This is a genomic window from Paraglaciecola sp. IT1134, assembly GCF_058068185.1.
In genome coordinates this window covers 859383-875578 of record NZ_CM176486.1, presented here as the reverse complement: position 1 = coordinate 875578, position 16196 = coordinate 859383, and the positions used below count along the sequence as shown (strand labels likewise).

Here is a 16196-nt window from a genome sequence, read left to right as displayed (position 1 = left end):
TATTTCACCCTCTCCTATCTTAATTTCAAGGTGGCTAAACCAACGAGTACCAAGATCACTGAAATGATCCAAAAACGCACTATCACCCGAGGTTCAGGCCAGCCTTTAAGCTCATAATGGTGATGAATCGGTGCCATTCTAAAAATCCGTTGACCGCGTAATTTAAACGAACCGACTTGTAAAATTACCGACATGGTCTCCACCACAAACACGCCACCCATAATGATCAGCACGATTTCCTGGCGCACCAAAACGGCTAGCACCCCCAGCGTACCGCCCAAAGCTAATGAGCCCACATCGCCCATAAAGACCATGGCTGGATAGGTGTTAAACCATAAAAATCCTAACCCTGCCCCCACTATGGCAGTACAGACTATGACCAGTTCACTGGTCAGAGGCAGGTAGGGGATGTTTAGATAAGCCGAAAAATTGATGTTACCTGTGGCATAAGCAAAAATAGCAAAGGCCCCGGCCACCATCACGGTAGGCACTATAGCCAGACCGTCCAGACCATCGGTTAGATTGACCGCGTTGCTGGTGCCTACAATCACAAAATAGGTCACCAACATAAAAAATATGCCCATTTGCGGCATGATATCTTTAAAAAATGGCACCAGTAACGCGGTTTCCGCCGGATTTTGCTGATTGGCATAAAGATACCAAGCCACACCTATGGCGATCACGGACTGCCAAAAGTACTTCCAGCGTGCAATCAGCCCTTTGGGATCCTTGCGTACGACTTTGCGATAATCATCGATAAAACCGACCGTGCCATAACCCACAACCACCACTAGGGTGACCCATACATAACGGTTCGACAAATCCGCCCATAACAAAACACTGACCACTATGGCTGCCAGGATCAACAAGCCACCCATAGTAGGCGTGCCAGATTTAGCCAAGTGAGATTGGGGACCATCATCACGCACGGTTTGACCGATCTGCATGTGTTGCAACCAGCGGATCATTTTGGGACCTATCAATACGGCTATTAACAAGGCCGTCAGTGTGCTTAAAATAGCCCGCAAGGTCAGATAGGAAAACACCCTGAAGCCAGGATGAAATTGTTGCAGCCAATCGGCTAGCAGGATCAACATGCAATCTGCTCCCGAAAACGTTCAAACTTTCCCACGGGGGAGTTCTCCAAGGCGGTTACTACCTCTTCCATGCGCGCACTGCGAGATCCTTTAACTAAAATACTGATATCGCGTTTTTCGCCACTTAAACACTCGTTTAACGCCTCGACTAACGCGGTTTTATCACTGAAATGCCGACCGTTTTTAGCAAACACATCGCTGGCGCTTTGGCTTAGTACCCCAACGCTATACAGCTGATCTATGCCTTTTTCCAGAGCGTACTCCCCCACTTGCTGATGGTAGAAGCGCGCCCGTTCGCCCAGTTCAGCCATATCTCCGAGCACCAATACCCGGCGACCAGCGAAACTGGCCAATAAATCTATGGCAGCATTAACTGAGGCCACATTAGCGTTATAGGTATCGTCGAGTATTTTGACTTGGCTGGTGAGTTGTTTGACTTGCAAACGCCCACTGACTTGCGCCATGTATTGCAGGCCATCTTTGATGTCTTCCAAACTCGCACCCACTTCGAGACAAAGTGCGGCGGCCGCTAAGGCATTGCTCACGTTGTGCACGCCAGGTAAGGGTAAGGATATGGATACCGACCCTTCAGGGCTGCGCAATAAAAAATCAGCGCAACCATTTAAGCCCATTACTACATCCTGGGCTTGGAAATCCGCCGCAGCGGAGGTGGCAAAACTTTGCATACGTAAATGATCAAACTTACCCTTCCAGAAGGCATAAAACTGACTGTCAGCGTTGAGTAATACTAAACCATCTTTGCCCAAACCCCGGAAAATCTCGCTTTTGGCCCGAGCGACACCCAACAGGCTTCCAAAACCTTCCAGATGCGCAGCAGCGGCATTGACTATGGTAGCAACATCAGGCTTAACTAATTCAGTGGTATAGGCGATTTCACCCAGATGATTGGCACCCAGTTCCACCACTGCGAATTCGTGATCACTTTCTAAGCGCAGCAAGGTCAGCGGCACACCTATGTCATTATTAAAATTCCCCTGGGTACAGAGCACTTTGCCGCGACGGGATAAGATCGCCGCCACCATCTCTTTGACCGTAGTCTTGCCACTGCTGCCGGTTATGGCGACTGTTTTTGGATTAACGCTCTGTTTGACTGCGCTGGCCAATAAACCTAATGCCTGCTTAGTGTCTGATACCAATATTTGTGGCAATTGGCTGTCAACTTTATGGGCCACGATAAACGCCAGGGCGCCAGTTTGCTGCGCCTGCTCAATAAATTTGTGGCCGTCAAAATTCGGCCCCTGCAGCGCAATAAACAAATCATTTTTGCCAATGGTGCGGGTATCCGTGCTTACTCCCTGGATTAGGGTTGCGCTGGCAATGTTTTGCGGGTCATTAAGGATGCGGCCCTGCACCTTGTCAGCTATCCAAGTAAGTGAAACCGGGATCATGATATATTCCTCTCAAACAAGTGTTTTACAAAAAGTCGTTCGTCATAAGCCAGTGTCTCATTGCCTATGATCTGATAATCTTCGTGGCCTTTACCGGCCACTAAAATAAGGTCACCACTGTTGGCTTGTCCCAGGGCACTTTCGATCGCCCGGCGTCTGTCTAACTCTACGGCTATCCTGTGAGGATTAAGGCAACCTGACAAAATGTCGTTGGCGATATCTTGGGGGTCTTCTGAACGGCTGTTATCATTGGTGATAATGATGCTATCTGCCCGTTTTTCTGCGATCTCCCCCATAAGTGAACGTTTACCTTTATCTCTATCGCCGCCACAACCAAATATCACCCACAATTTCCCTTGGCAATGCGCACGCAATGCCAATAAGGCTTGTTCAAGGGCATCCGGGGTATGGGCATAATCCACGACTATACTGGCTTGATTTGGACTGCCGAAACACTCCATTCGACCCGTTACCGGCCGTAATTGCCCCACAACCGCTGTCAATTGTGCCAATGGCAACCCCAGACAAAGTTGGGCAGTAATAGCCGCCAAGACATTAAAAACATTAAATTTCCCTAATAACGACAGCTGTATGTCGCACTGTCCCCAGGAACTGATCAGGTTGAAACGGCAACCGTCTGCGAGGTACTGAATATTCTGGGCAAAACAATATTTTTGTTCAAATAAAACATCCGTGACGCTCAGCTCTACGCCAAAAACGACCACTGTTACTTCGTCAGGCACAGCCTCGAGCCAGTTTTGACTCTCGTTATCATTACCATTGATTACTGCATATCTGAGCCCCTGCTGCTCTAGCAACTGGCGTTTTGCTTGGGCATAGGCTTGCATGGAGTGGTGGTAGTCCAGATGATCCCGGGATAAATTGGTAAACACGGCCACATCTATTTTTAATGCCCCGATACGTTTTTGGATCAGAGCATGGGAAGACACTTCCAGCGCCACCTGGGCCACGTCGGCCTGAGCAAATTGGGCAATTAATTGATGCATGCTAATCGCGTCGGGCGTGGTGTTGACCGTACGGTTTAAGTCGGCCTGAGTGTTATTGGGTTCAATTATGCCTGAGCCCAATGTGCCGATTGAGGCGACTCGCAAGCCGGATAAGGCGGCTAGCTGACTGGTAAGTTGCACCGTTGAGGTTTTACCATTGGTTCCGGTTACCCCAATGATCTGCAACTTGTTGGCGGGATAGCCATAAAATGCTGCCGCCAGGGCAGAGAGCTTGTCTGGCAGTTGATAAAATGAAATGAGCAGCGACTGGCCGCGCATCTCAACCTTCGCGTGTTCGTCTTGACTATCACATTGGGCCAAAATTACCTTTGCCCCTAAACTAATAGCCTGGGGGATAAAGTCACGACCATCCCGTTCATGACCTTTAACCGCCACAAATACCTTGTGAATGGCCACTTCACGACTGTCCAGCACCAGGCCGTCAATCACAATGTCCGGCGCATCAATGGCAAACTGGGCCAACAAAGGTTTGATACTTTGTCTATTGGAAGTTAACTGTTTGGTCAAATCAACCGGCATCAGTCCCCCCCACTAATGATGCAAGGGACGATACTGTTTTATCGTCTGGCGGCACGTTAAGCATTTGCAAGCTGCTGGCCATAATCTTGGCAAAAACTGGCGCGGCGGTATCCCCGGCATAATACAAATCACCACGGGGTTCGTTAATTAGGACCACTACCGCCAGTTGAGGATCAGAAACCGGCGCTACACCCGCAAAAATATTGACATATTGTTCACCGTATCCGCCGGCCACGGCTTTACGACTGGTACCGGTTTTGCCGGCGACCCTATATCCTGGCACTCTGGCCTTTTGCCCTGAGCCACCTTTTTGGATCACGCTTTCCATCATAGCCAATACTTGTTTGGCCGCATGTTCACTAAATACCCGTTCCTCCTGAGCCTGTGCGCCACCGTGCACTATTGATAACGGCCGTTTAATGCCGCCACTGCCAATAATACTGTACATGCGAGCCAACTGGACTGTAGTCACCGACAGACCGTAGCCAAATGACAAGGTGGCTAATTCAAAATCCGACCAACGGTTGCGCTCGTGAAAAATCCCGCTGCTTTCCCCAAGCAGATTAGCGCCACTGGTACTCATCAACCCCATGTTGTAATACTGCTCGATCAAAAACTGTTTGGGTACCGACAAGGCCAATTTGGAGGTGCCCATATTACTGGAATGTCGAATAATGCCAGTCAAATCCAGTTTGCCATAATTGCGCGAATCTTGCACCATGCTGCCCCCCAGACGCATCCAGCCTGGGGAGGTATCGATTACAGACTCAACCTCTGCAGCACCGAATTCCAAAGCACTCAAAACGGCGATAGGTTTGATCGATGAACCAGGTTCGAAGGCATCGGTGATAGCACGATTGCGGATACGGTGAGGCGACACGTCACTGCGATTATTGGGGTTGTAGGACGGATTGTTGACCATGGCCAAAATTTCACCCGTTTGCACATCTAGTACTACTGCTGAACCTGACGTCGCCCGGTAATATTGCACCGCTTTTTTCAGTTCTTTGTAAGCTAAGGCCTGGATCCGCTGATCTATGGTTAACTGAATATTTTTAGGTGTTTTACCGTCTTGCTGTGACAATATTTCAACCTGACGACCTTTGCCATCCCGGCGAATTTTACGGGTTCCCGGGGTACCTGTGAGCCATTCATTGTATAACTTTTCGATGCCCTCTATGCCTTGGTCGTCAACATTAGTAAAACCAACCAACTGAGCAGATACTTCACCTGTGGGGTAATAGCGCCGAGATTCATCGCGCAAATATACGCCACTGATAGATAACTGATCGACGTATTCAGCCATAGCCGGTGAAACCTGACGCTGAATATAGACAAAGCGTTTTTTGGGATTACTGACTCGGGCAATTAATTTTTGATGATCTTGGCCCAATACCTCAGCCAAGGCTTGCCAGCGCCGCTGGTCGGCGAAAGAACCACTTTCGACTACCATTTTAGGGTCGGCCCATACAGCTCGCACGGGTACACTGACTGCCAATTTTTGGCCATTGCGGTCGGTGATAATGCCCCGGTGGACCGGCACGTTCTGGGTTCGCAGTGTACGGCTATCACCCTGGCGGATCAGCAAATCCGGATCGATAACCTGGATATAAACCGCCCTTGCAGACAGACCCACAAATACCAACAATATCACGCCAACGACCAATATAAACCGCCACTGTAACGCCAAAGGAGCAGTATTCTGCTTGGCTTGTGGGTTATTTTTGGTTTTGCTGACACGTGTCATTTGATTTTCACCACCACTTCGTCATCGGCTTCAGGACGGCGCATATCCAACTGCTTGGATACCAGGGTTTCAATTCGGTTATGTTCGGTCAGGGCACTTTGTTCTAAAATAAGGTTGCGCCACTCAACATCCAGTTGATCTTTTTTCTGCATCAAACGTTCCAATGCAATGGACATTTCGCGATTATGGTGAGCACTTAGGATCACGGCTCCGGCGCTAACCAGCAGCGATAGAAACAACAAAACCCGCACTGGATGGCGGGCTAAATCTGTCAGCAAAAAATTGACCAGTTTAAAATTGGTATCGGTCGATGTCATAGTTTCTCGGCTACCCTGAGTACCGAACTACGTGCACGCACATTTTTGCTCAATTCCGCGGCCGAAGGCTTGATAGCTTTGCTAATGGCTTTCATGGCTTTTTCGGCATCAATTTGTGCCTGGGTCACAGGAAAACCGTGGGGAACTTGCAGACCACGGCTCTGCTCACGGATAAAACGTTTCACCAGACGGTCTTCCAGAGAGTGGAAACTGATCACTGCCAGTCGCCCCCCAGAATTTAAACTGTTAAGCGCCGCTTTGAGGCCGGTGCGAATTTCGTCCAGTTCACTGTTGATATAGATACGAATAGCCTGAAAACTGCGGGTGGCCGGATGTTTAAATTTATCTTTGACCGGTACGGCTAAATCGATGATTTTTGCCAGTTGCGCAGTGGTGGTAATGGCGCCTTCCTGTCTGGCATTTACAATGCCATGGGCGATACGTTTACCGAATTTTTCCTCACCAAATTCTTTAATGACCTGGGTGATGTCCTGTTCATCAGCTACCGCCAACCATTGGGCAGCACTCAATCCCCGAGAGGGATCCATGCGCATATCCAAAGGCCCTTCACGCATAAAACTAAAACCCCGCTGTGCATCATCTAACTGCGGTGAGGAAACCCCTAAATCCATCAAGATCCCATCAATTTTGCCATACAGACCCAGTTCTTTTAAGACGCATGCCATTTCGGAAAAATTGTTATGCTGGATACTAAAACGCGGATCATCCGCCAGGGACTGTGCGGCTTGAATAGCGGCAGGATCCCGATCCAGGGCAATCAAACGGCCTTTGTCTGACAATTGGCTGAGGATCTGCCGGGAATGCCCGCCTCTACCAAATGTGGCATCCAAGTATACACCCTCAGGCTTGATATTAAGCCCGTCGATGGATTCGTTTAACAAAACGGATAAATGGGAAAATTCAATGTTCATTATAAGGAAAAGTCCTGCAGGCGCTCGGTTAACTCAAATGACGCTTCCTGCTCAATAGCCACATCTTGTTGGATTTGTTGTTGCCATACTTCTGCATCCCACAACTCAAACTTGTTGAACTGGCCGACTAACATGATTTGTTTGTCTAAATGTGCATGCTGGCGTAACGGCGCACTGAGTAGCAAACGACCATTTTTGTCCATCTCACCTTCCATGGCATAACCCAATAGCAGACGCTGAAGTCGGCGTTCATGGGTATTCATACTGGATAAACGACTAAGTCTAAGTTCGATTTCTTCCCATTCAGGAAGTGGGTAAAGCAGCAAACATGGCTGCTGAGTATCTATGGTGCAGACCAGTTGTCCCTGACAATCATCCAATAAGGATTGACGATACCTTGTAGGTATCGTGACACGTCCTTTAACATCCAGATTGATTGCGTTAGCGCCGCGGAACATTCCCCAAGCCTTCTATTGTTGTTTTTTTGCTGATTTTGAACTGATCCTCATCAGAAATGAGCCTTCAGATCCACTTTTCGCCACTTTTACCCACGATGCACAGTTTAGGTATCACCTGTCCAACATGTCAAGGGTTAAAATTTTCAATTTTGGGTGGTGGTAAACCACAGAAATCATGGCTTAGATGGAAGTGTTTGATAACAAGGCAAAAACTAAACACTGGCGCAGAATAGCGTCACCCCACCTCTGAAAATTGGCCGTTAGACCGCGTGAGTCGTTTGTTATTCAGGCTAAAGTGTCCAAAGAATAGATATGTAAGAGAAGGTTAAAAATGTAAATGAAGTAAGTTAAGATTGAAAATAAGTAATATCATATTATATATAAACCGTGAGACATTACTGCCAATGAGGCATTCAATCATGGCTGTTATAATAATGAAACCTAATTTCAACACGTGAGTGAGCAATGAATAATTCTGCCATCTATCCCAGTTTGACTGGCAAGGTGATACTGATAACTGGCGGTGCCACTGGTATAGGCGCGGTAATGGTGGAAGCTTTTATGCGCCAGCATTCAGACGTTATCTTTATCGATATTCAACAAGATAAAGGGTTAGCGCTGTGTGAGAAAATGCATGCCAGTCTGGGCAGACGGCCTACTTTTGAACATTTGGACATGACAAATATCGATGCTTTGCAGAAATTTATAGCCAGCATCAACGATTCACATCATGGCTTGGACATACTGATCAACAATGTCGCAAATGACACACGTCACTCTCCTTTAGAAATTGATCAACAAGGTTGGCGTGATTGTATGGCGATCAATTTGGATTCCACTTTTTTTGCTTGTCAAAGTGCGCTGCGTTTAATGCGTCTCAAACATAGCGGCAATATTATCAATCTCAGTTCGATTAACGTATTGATTGGGCCCAAGCAAATGCCCGGTTATGTGGCTGCCAAAGCAGCACTCAACGGTTTGAGTAAGTCATTGGCCAACCAATACGGTGAATACGGGATCAGGGTCAATACTATTCTTCCCGGTTGGGTGGCAACTGACCGTCAACTGGATCTTTGGCTGACTCCCGAGGCCGACAAGGAATGGCAAAAATCCGTAGCCTTGCATGGGGCTTTGGAGCCCATTCAGGTGGCCAATTTGGCATTATTTCTTGCCGCACAAGACAGCGCCATGATCACAGGTCAACAATTCATTATTGATGCGGGCCGTACCTAGGTGACCCGTCGCTCTGACATTATTATCTTAGGCGACTGGGGCACCAGTGTTTGTCGGTTGTACCTGTGCCGTTTCAATCAGCAGAACTTAACCGTATTGGAGCGCACGACTGGGCCTGGCATCAAACACGCAAAGGAGCCCGAACAGGCGTTTTTCAGCTTATGCCAGCCCTGGTTCGGTCAATATGGCAATGTGCCGGTGTTTTTGATCGGCACAGTAGGTGCAGAGATAGGCTGGAAACAAACTTCTTATGTCAGTTGTCCCACTGACAAGCAACATATGTTAGCGGCGGCCACGCATTTCACTGCCCGAGGGGTGAAAATCACTATATTACCCGGCTTATCTTGTGTAAATAAACATAAACTGCCGGATATTATGCGCGGTGAAGAAACCCAGATTTTTGGTTTTTTATCCCAGCATAGCGTGGGTGGTCACGAACGGCTTATCTGCTTGCCTGGTACCCATACGAAATGGGTCCTTCTTAAAGAGCAAAAAATTGCCTCATTTATCACCAGTCCGGTGGGTGAACTCTATGAAGTATTGAATCACCACAGCGTATTGCTCACAGCCGGGTCAAATTTCACTTGGTGTGACAGCAGTTTTACCCATGGCTTGCAAGTTGGTATGCGTGACTCGAGCAATTTGTTACATACCGTATTCGCCACCAGAGCCTTTCAGGTGATTGATAAGTACAGCAATGCGCAAGCCGCTGGTTACCTGTCAGGTTTGCTGATTGGTTGTGATGTCAAAGCCGCCATGCAGGATTTCCATATATTTTCCCATGTGGCCGTTATCGGCTCTGATCATATCGCCCGCTTATATATGGAAGCCTTGGAATATATGGGTATCACCACTGAACATTTCAGTAGCGAAGAAGCAACCTTATTAGGCCTACAAGCTCTTGCCTCGATTAACTGGAATGATAACGCCGATGAATGAGTCTATTGGTCTGGTCACACAAATCGAAGTCCACAATTCCCTGGGAGAAGGCGTTATTTGGGATCACCGCCTACAGTGCCTTTATTGGACAGATATATTAGCCAGACAACTTTACTATTGGGATTTTAGCGGCAACATAAAGCGCTATGCTTGCCCGCAACGACTCTGTTCGTTTGGCCTGACCCAGCACCCAGACTGGCTGATATGTGCCTTTGAAAACGGCTTCGCGTTTTTTCAGCCACAAAGTGCACAGCTACTCTGGATAAGTGAAATCGAGGCGGATTTACCTCATACCCGGATGAACGACGGTCGGGTAGACCGTCAAGGGCGTTTTTGGGCCGGCACTATGCTCGAAGGGCAGGGTCATCTACGTGGCGGACTGTATCGTCTGGATCAGGATTTTCAGGTTAAAAAAATGCTGGGCAATGTGCACATTGCCAACGGCCTATGTTGGAGCCCGGATGGCAAAACCATGTATTTTGCCGACTCGGCCCAACATCTGATCAGCCGCGGCCAATTCGATCCTTTAAGTGGGGATTTCAAAGATCTCACCCCCTGGGTGCACACAGCTGACGACGCCTTTCCCGATGGCTCATGTGTTGACACGCTCGGCTTTCTTTGGAATGCCCAGTGGGGGAGTTCAAGTGTTAAACGTTACGCGCCCGACGGGCAACTGGTATTAACGTTAGCCGTGCCTTGCAAACAACCGTCTTGCGTAACCTTCGGTGGGCCCAGTCTGCAACATCTTTTTGTCACCTCAGCCACTGACGGTTTGTCAACTGAGTCGCAAAATCCCCCATCGAGTGACGGAAACGTATTTGTATTCGAAACCCCCTATCAGGGGCTAGAAGAACCCATTTGCCAGTTGGCAATAGCGGGGTCAAAAAATCAATGATGAATAATCAATTAATAACAAGAAATAGGAAATAACATGGCCAGCAGAATGTTTAGCGGCAACTTTACCCGCCACATAGTGCAATCGTTAGGCAGGGCAATTGCCTTGGGGGAGCATCCTCAGGGAGAGCCGTTAAAAGCCGAAGCCGCACTATGTGAGTCGTTTGACGCCAGCAGAACGGTACTTCGTGAAGCGGTAAAAATGCTGACCGCCAAGGGTATGCTAAATGCTCGCCCAAGGCGCGGCACCATAGTATTGCCCGAGTCTCAGTGGAATCTATCTGATCCTGATATTCTCAACTGGATATTAGAGCGTAAAGGCTCCCTGCCCATCATCTCTGAATTCGTCGATATGCGCCTGGCCATAGAGCCGGCGGCTGCAGGGCTGGCTGCCACCCACATAACCGATGAAAACCGTATCATGCTCAACCAAGCCATTGAACGAATGTATGCCGCTGCCCGCGGGGAAGACGATCATCTGGACGCAGATATTGCCTTTCATGTGGGTATACTGGAAGCCAGTGGCAATCGCTTTTTCTGGAATATGCGTCATACCATAGAGGTGGCGTTACGTTTTAGTATTCGCATCACTAACCGCTTCAAAGGAGTGGATCGGGCCAGCGTGCAAGATCACCAGCAAATATTGGATTACATTTTAGCTGGGGATCACCAGGCCGCAGAAGCCCAAATGCGCAAATTGCTGTTGGAGGCGAAAACCCTGCTCAACGGCGCCCTAAAAGAAGAACAAGACAAAAAAAACCTAATCAGCTAACCAGGAAACAATTTCCATGACTATCCCGAATTGTATTTTAGCCATAGATCAAGGCACCACCTCAACTAGGGCAATTATATTTTCGCCTGAGTCAAAGATTATTGCTGTGGCTCAGCAGGAATTTACCCAACATTACCCAAATGATGGCTGGGTTGAACACGACCCTGAAGATATTTGGAGCTCGACTGTGGTGGTGTGCCGCCAGGCGATCTCCGAAGCCATAGCGAAAGGCGCGCGTATCGAGGCCATAGGCGTAACCAATCAACGGGAAACCACAGTAGTGTGGGACAAAAGTACCGGCCAAGCCATATATAACGCCATCGTCTGGCAAGACAGGCGAACCGCCTCTACGTGCCGGACGCTGCAAGACAACGGCTTGCTTGACGAAGTTAAATCTCGCACCGGATTATTACTTGACCCTTATTTTTCAGCCACTAAGGTCGCCTGGATCCTGGATAACGTCGAAGGAGCCAGGGAGCGCGCCCAAGCAGGCGAGTTAGCCTTTGGCACCATAGATTCGTTCTTGGTGTGGCGCCTAACCAACGGCCAGGTGCACGCCACCGATGTAACCAATGCCAGTCGCACTAACTTGTTTAATATTCATGACTTGGCGTGGGATGATAAGTTGCTCGAGATCTTTAACGTGCCCCAATCTATGTTACCTCTAGTTAAAGAATGTGCCGATGACTACGGACACAGCGCAAAAGACTTATTTGGTTTCTCGTTGCCTATTTTAGGGGTGGCGGGGGATCAACAGGCAGCTAGCATTGGCCAATGCTGTTTTACTGCGGGCACCATCAAGAGTACCTATGGCACCGGCTGTTTTGTATTGCTCAATACGGGTGAACAAGCTTTTACCTCAAAAAACAAACTGCTGACCACTGTAGCCTACACTATCCAGGGTACCACCCACTACGCTCTGGAAGGCTCAATTTTCATTGCCGGGGCGGCAGTACAATGGCTACGTGATGGCCTGATGTTGATTGAAAGTGCCGCTGAAACCGAAGCCTTAGCCAAGCGTGTTGAAGATGATCATGGGGTGTACATGGTGCCTGCGTTCGCCGGCTTAGGTGCACCTCATTGGGCACCAGATGCCCGGGGAGCCATCTTCGGTTTGACGCGAGGCACGACCAATGCCCATTTTGTCAGGGCGGCATTAGAGTCAGTCTGTTACCAGACCGCGGATTTATTACAAGCGATGGCCGAAGATGGCGTATCTCTGGAAAAATTGCGTGTAGATGGCGGCATGGTGGCCAATAATTGGCTTTGCCAATTTTTAAGCGATATATTGAATGTCACCGTTGAGCGGCCCACAATCATGGAGACCACGGCCTTAGGCGCCGCCTATCTAGCCGGGTTAAAAGCCGGCATTTACGAGTCCTGTGAACAGCTGGCGAGCATGAACAAGGTGGATAATAGTTATACACCTGCTATGTCTGCAGCGCGTCGAGAGAAACTGCTTTGTGCCTGGGAAAACGCGGTGCAATGCACCTTAGGGTATGCAAAATGATCACTAGCAAATTATTTGGCGTTAAACCCGATGGACAACAGGTTTGGCAATATAGTTTAACCAACGCCCAGGGTATGCAAGTTGATATATTGACTTTGGGAGGCATTATTCGCCGCTGGTTGGTGCCAAGTAACACACCCACAGAGTTACCCACTGACATAGTACTGGGATTTGATAGTATTGAAGAGTACCTAACAGATCAAGCCTACTTAGGTGCAGTGGTGGGCAGGTATGCCAACCGTATAGCCAAAGGTCAATTTTCCTTAAACGCAGTTCCGCATACTGTGGATGTTAATCAAGGCGGAAATTGCCTGCATGGTGGAAAAAACGGTTTCAACAGCCGCCTTTGGCACGCTGAGATTTTAGCCGACAATGAAGAACCTATATTAGCGCTGAGCTTGATGAGCCCGGATGGCGATCAGGGTTTTCCAGGGCAGCTCATGGCGAAAGTGACCTACACCTTAAGCGCTAACAACAGCCTGAAGATTGAATATACCGCCAGCAGTGACGCCGACACCCTGTTCAACCCAACCCAACATAGCTATTTTAACCTGGGTGGGCATCAAAGTGGCTCGGTTGACCAGCATCAGGTGCAGATATTGGCCAGTCATTACACGCCCACAGATGAAAATGCTATCCCCACAGGTGAACAGGCAAGCGTGGCAAACACCCCCTTTGATCTGCAAGAGCTGGTTACGTTAGCCAAACCCCTGGCATCATCACATGCACAAATTAAAATTGGCAACGGCTTTGACCACAACTGGTGTCTGGATGGATATCAGCCACAGCTAACAGAAGCGGTTTATGTGGCCAAAGCTGTGGAGCCTAAAAGTGGTAGAACCTTAAGTGTGTATACCACCATGCCCGGCATGCAACTGTATACAGCCAATTATTTGTCAGGGGAGCCTATGGGTAAAAACAACACAGCATACGGTGTCAATCACGCTTTATGTTTTGAAACCCAGTTTTATCCCGACGCTCCCAATCAAGCTCACTTCCCCAGTGCAGTTCTAAAAGCTGGAGAACGCTTTTATTCTTGTACGCAATACGCAATTGAGTTTTGACAAACCAATCGAACAAGTTTCTCAACCTTCATCTAGCTAAAAATTCATCTGTTTATGAAAAAGACAGGATTGCCGGTGAGGATTTTTTTATGTCCAAAATAGTGGGATAAATGGTGACGGCTTTTTCAAAACTATGGATTTGGCTTTAATGTTAAAATTCCCGTTCATTTTCTTCAAGGTGAAGACGATTTATTAATAACCAGCGAATTATCAATAATGACTGAGAATGTTCGCTAGCGAGTAAGTTTGGGTTATAGAGAGTGTCAGTCACAGGTTGTAGGGATACGGGGACAGCAAGTGCTGTTTTTTTAGTGACTCTGCGGGGTCGTTGTATTTAACCCAAAATCGAGTAGGGTGAGACTTATGCCTCATCCCTCTCACAGAACCGTACGTACGGACCTCGTATACGGCTCCTGTATTCTTCACTTTTCATCCGTTACTTCCTAGTAACTGATGAAGCAAGCCATCCTGTCCTGACGTCTTCTATTGAATATAAACCAAGCTCTACAAACCATTGATTGGGCATGGCATAACTCGATAAAGGGCTGGCTGCACTGCGCCACGTGTTCATCTGTATTAGCTTAAACGGTGGTTTGTACTTTAGCTGTTTTAGTCGTCGATGTAGCCTTAATGGCGTTTTCCACAACCTCAACTGGATTGCCCTTAATCTTCGTCTTATCCACCCTGCCAAGGCTTGCAACTCTCGTTTACAATGGGCGATACTAAAATAATTCACAAAACCTCGTATCACAGGGTTTAGCCTTTTTATCACTTCAGCTAAATTTATCCCGCCATTACGTTTGGTTAATTGCTTAACTTTCTGTTTAAAACCTGTGAGTTTCGATGCTTGTATCCGTGTCCATTGGCTACCTATCTCGACTCCTAAGAATTTGACTCCTTTGCCACTATGAGCAATATGCGTCTTCTTCTGATTGACGGTTAACTTCAAGTCTTTTTCGAGTATCTGAGTCGCTGTCTGTAATGCCTTTTGTGCTGCTTTTTCCGTGCCACACAAGATCAATATATCATCGGCGTATCTCACTATTCGGTGATTTCGTCGTTTCATTTCTTGATCAAAAGCATCTAGGTAGATATTAGCCAACAAAGGGCTGATTACTCCGCCTTGAGGACTTCCTACCTGACTCACTTCCCAGTGATTGCCTATCATTACCCCACTTTTCAAGAACTGATTAATCAGCTTCAAAATGCTACCGTCTGTCACTTTGCGTTTAACACTGCTGAGAATTAACTCGTGATCCAGTAAGTCAAAACACTTGGACAAGTCCATGTCGACAACCCAGTCACGATGATATTTACGTATAAACACCGTCGCTTTGCTGATAGCGTCATGACAGCTTCGTTTCGGCCTGTACCCATAACTTGATGGGTGAAAATCGATGTCGAATATCGGTTGGATAATGTTCAATAGGGTTTGTTGCACTATACGATCTCTAACTGCGGGAATACCAAGCATTCTTATACTGCCGTCGTCTTTAGGTATTTCTACCCGCTTGACTGGCTGCGCTCGATATTGCTTGGTTTGCAGTTCAAGTTGCAGTTGTTTCAAGTTTGCTTCTAAATTCAGAGCGAATGCGCCTACGGACTGCCCATCTATTCCGGCCGCTCCTTTAGCAGCTTTCACTTTTTTGAATCCCTTGTACAGGTTGTTGATATCTAACAATTGTCCGTACAAGCTGTAGTAAACTGTCATTTCCTACCTTTGCTTGCGGTATGTCGGTTCGTGTTATTTTGCTTATCGGTGGATCCTTTATGATGACATTAGGTGTGCTAGCCTATTGGCAATCTGCCTAAGCGGTCGGTCATTACTCCCTTGCTCGCCCTTCTATTCTCAGCGTCCACATTCCTGCTTGGCCGTCATGTCTTGGCTGTTTCCGTCGAAACACTTGTGAGCCGATAAACTAAATTCCTCGTCTTTCATACGCTTAAAGAATACTTCCCCCCTTCGCAATCAATTGAAGCTTTTGGCTAAAATTGACCCTACCAGACACACTGCTGATAGTCGGCTTGGTTTTATCCTCCACACCATTACTGGCTTTCATCGGCCTAGCCTTACTCACTACTACGGGTTCATCTGCCACCTCACACCGACCATAAACCTTGGGTTTCCCCTTGAATTTAGACCACTTACTTACAGTAAGTTTAGATGCCAGGCTTCCCCAGTTACTGCACTGACTCCCTGTTAGAAATCCCACCCTCAATCACAGCATTGGTCTGACTAAGTATTGGGCTTCGCGCTATTTTGGACGCTTACCCACC

At 47.8% G+C, this 16196-nt stretch carries 14 protein-coding genes; 6 read left to right on the top strand and 8 right to left on the bottom strand.

The features are described from left to right. Positions 1-14: 14 nt before the first annotated feature. The 7 genes from mraY to mraZ are packed head-to-tail and all read right to left on the bottom strand — an operon-like array spanning position 15 to position 7507. Positions 15-1097: a phospho-N-acetylmuramoyl-pentapeptide-transferase gene (gene mraY / locus AC3RV5_RS03905; protein ID WP_489730665.1), complete on the bottom strand. Its 1083-nt coding sequence runs from the start codon at positions 1095-1097 to the stop codon at positions 15-17. Then, positions 1091-2506 carry a UDP-N-acetylmuramoyl-tripeptide--D-alanyl-D-alanine ligase gene (locus tag AC3RV5_RS03900; protein ID WP_489730664.1) on the bottom strand — a complete coding sequence of 472 codons (1416 nt, stop codon included), beginning with the start codon at positions 2504-2506 and terminating at the stop codon, positions 1091-1093. Before AC3RV5_RS03900 ends, mraY begins: the two co-directional genes overlap by 7 nt. Beyond that, entirely contained in the window at positions 2503-4053 is a 1551-nt protein-coding gene (gene murE, locus AC3RV5_RS03895; protein ID WP_489730663.1) for a UDP-N-acetylmuramoyl-L-alanyl-D-glutamate--2,6-diaminopimelate ligase, read from the bottom strand. Before murE ends, AC3RV5_RS03900 begins: the two co-directional genes overlap by 4 nt. Beyond that, positions 4043-5800: a penicillin-binding transpeptidase domain-containing protein gene (locus tag AC3RV5_RS03890; protein ID WP_489730662.1), complete on the bottom strand. Its 1758-nt coding sequence runs from the start codon at positions 5798-5800 to the stop codon at positions 4043-4045. The genes murE and AC3RV5_RS03890 overlap by 11 nt, the downstream gene beginning before the upstream one ends. Beyond that, positions 5797-6117, bottom strand: coding sequence for a cell division protein FtsL (gene ftsL, locus AC3RV5_RS03885; protein WP_489730661.1), 321 nt, complete (start codon positions 6115-6117; stop codon positions 5797-5799). Before ftsL ends, AC3RV5_RS03890 begins: the two co-directional genes overlap by 4 nt. After that, a complete protein-coding gene (gene rsmH / locus AC3RV5_RS03880) occupies positions 6114-7049 on the bottom strand; it encodes a 16S rRNA (cytosine(1402)-N(4))-methyltransferase RsmH (protein WP_489730660.1) in 936 nt (311 codons plus the stop codon). Before rsmH ends, ftsL begins: the two co-directional genes overlap by 4 nt. Further along, positions 7049-7507: a division/cell wall cluster transcriptional repressor MraZ gene (gene mraZ / locus AC3RV5_RS03875; RefSeq protein ID WP_489730659.1), complete on the bottom strand. Its 459-nt coding sequence runs from the start codon at positions 7505-7507 to the stop codon at positions 7049-7051. The genes rsmH and mraZ overlap by 1 nt, the downstream gene beginning before the upstream one ends. A gap of 465 nt (positions 7508-7972) precedes the next feature. Here mraZ and AC3RV5_RS03870 point away from each other — a divergent pair, with 465 nt between their 5' ends. The 6 genes from AC3RV5_RS03870 to AC3RV5_RS03845 are packed head-to-tail and all read left to right on the top strand — an operon-like array spanning position 7973 to position 13919. Then, positions 7973-8740, top strand: a complete 768-nt coding sequence (locus tag AC3RV5_RS03870) for an SDR family NAD(P)-dependent oxidoreductase (protein WP_489730658.1) — start codon at positions 7973-7975, stop codon at positions 8738-8740. Continuing rightward, positions 8741-9679 (top strand): 2-dehydro-3-deoxygalactonokinase, encoded by a 939-nt coding sequence (locus AC3RV5_RS03865; RefSeq protein WP_489730657.1) that lies wholly within the window; start codon positions 8741-8743, stop codon positions 9677-9679. It abuts the gene before it with no gap. Further along, positions 9672-10574 (top strand): SMP-30/gluconolactonase/LRE family protein, encoded by a 903-nt coding sequence (locus tag AC3RV5_RS03860; RefSeq protein WP_489730656.1) that lies wholly within the window; start codon positions 9672-9674, stop codon positions 10572-10574. The genes AC3RV5_RS03865 and AC3RV5_RS03860 overlap by 8 nt, the downstream gene beginning before the upstream one ends. Positions 10575-10610: 36 nt before the next feature. Then, positions 10611-11345 carry a FadR/GntR family transcriptional regulator gene (locus tag AC3RV5_RS03855; protein ID WP_489730655.1) on the top strand — a complete coding sequence of 245 codons (735 nt, stop codon included), beginning with the start codon at positions 10611-10613 and terminating at the stop codon, positions 11343-11345. Positions 11346-11361: 16 nt separating this feature from the next. Next, positions 11362-12855: a glycerol kinase GlpK gene (gene glpK / locus AC3RV5_RS03850; RefSeq protein ID WP_489730654.1), complete on the top strand. Its 1494-nt coding sequence runs from the start codon at positions 11362-11364 to the stop codon at positions 12853-12855. Beyond that, positions 12852-13919, top strand: a complete 1068-nt coding sequence (locus AC3RV5_RS03845; protein ID WP_489730653.1) for an aldose epimerase family protein — start codon at positions 12852-12854, stop codon at positions 13917-13919. Before glpK ends, AC3RV5_RS03845 begins: the two co-directional genes overlap by 4 nt. A gap of 436 nt (positions 13920-14355) precedes the next feature. Here the strand turns inward: AC3RV5_RS03845 and ltrA are convergent, their stop codons facing one another. Beyond that, positions 14356-15630, bottom strand: a complete 1275-nt coding sequence (gene ltrA / locus AC3RV5_RS03840; RefSeq protein WP_489728562.1) for a group II intron reverse transcriptase/maturase — start codon at positions 15628-15630, stop codon at positions 14356-14358. Between the last annotated feature and the right edge of the window lie 566 nt (positions 15631-16196).

Excerpts from the sequence above, each read along its gene's own strand:
- ltrA (WP_489728562.1), bottom strand. The coding sequence starts at position 15,630 with ATGACAGTTTACTACAGCTTGTACGGACAATTGTTAGATATCAACAAC.
- glpK (WP_489730654.1), top strand. The coding sequence starts at position 11,362 with ATGACTATCCCGAATTGTATTTTAGCCATAGATCAAGGCACCACCTCA.
- AC3RV5_RS03860 (WP_489730656.1), top strand. The coding sequence starts at position 9,672 with ATGAATGAGTCTATTGGTCTGGTCACACAAATCGAAGTCCACAATTCC.
- rsmH (WP_489730660.1), bottom strand. The coding sequence starts at position 7,049 with ATGAACATTGAATTTTCCCATTTATCCGTTTTGTTAAACGAATCCATC.
- AC3RV5_RS03855 (WP_489730655.1), top strand. The coding sequence starts at position 10,611 with ATGGCCAGCAGAATGTTTAGCGGCAACTTTACCCGCCACATAGTGCAA.
- AC3RV5_RS03870 (WP_489730658.1), top strand. The coding sequence starts at position 7,973 with ATGAATAATTCTGCCATCTATCCCAGTTTGACTGGCAAGGTGATACTG.
- mraY (WP_489730665.1), bottom strand. The coding sequence starts at position 1,097 with ATGTTGATCCTGCTAGCCGATTGGCTGCAACAATTTCATCCTGGCTTC.
- AC3RV5_RS03890 (WP_489730662.1), bottom strand. The coding sequence starts at position 5,800 with ATGACACGTGTCAGCAAAACCAAAAATAACCCACAAGCCAAGCAGAAT.
- ftsL (WP_489730661.1), bottom strand. The coding sequence starts at position 6,117 with ATGACATCGACCGATACCAATTTTAAACTGGTCAATTTTTTGCTGACA.
- murE (WP_489730663.1), bottom strand. The coding sequence starts at position 4,053 with ATGCCGGTTGATTTGACCAAACAGTTAACTTCCAATAGACAAAGTATC.
- mraZ (WP_489730659.1), bottom strand. The coding sequence starts at position 7,507 with ATGTTCCGCGGCGCTAACGCAATCAATCTGGATGTTAAAGGACGTGTC.
- AC3RV5_RS03900 (WP_489730664.1), bottom strand. The coding sequence starts at position 2,506 with ATGATCCCGGTTTCACTTACTTGGATAGCTGACAAGGTGCAGGGCCGC.
- AC3RV5_RS03845 (WP_489730653.1), top strand. The coding sequence starts at position 12,852 with ATGATCACTAGCAAATTATTTGGCGTTAAACCCGATGGACAACAGGTT.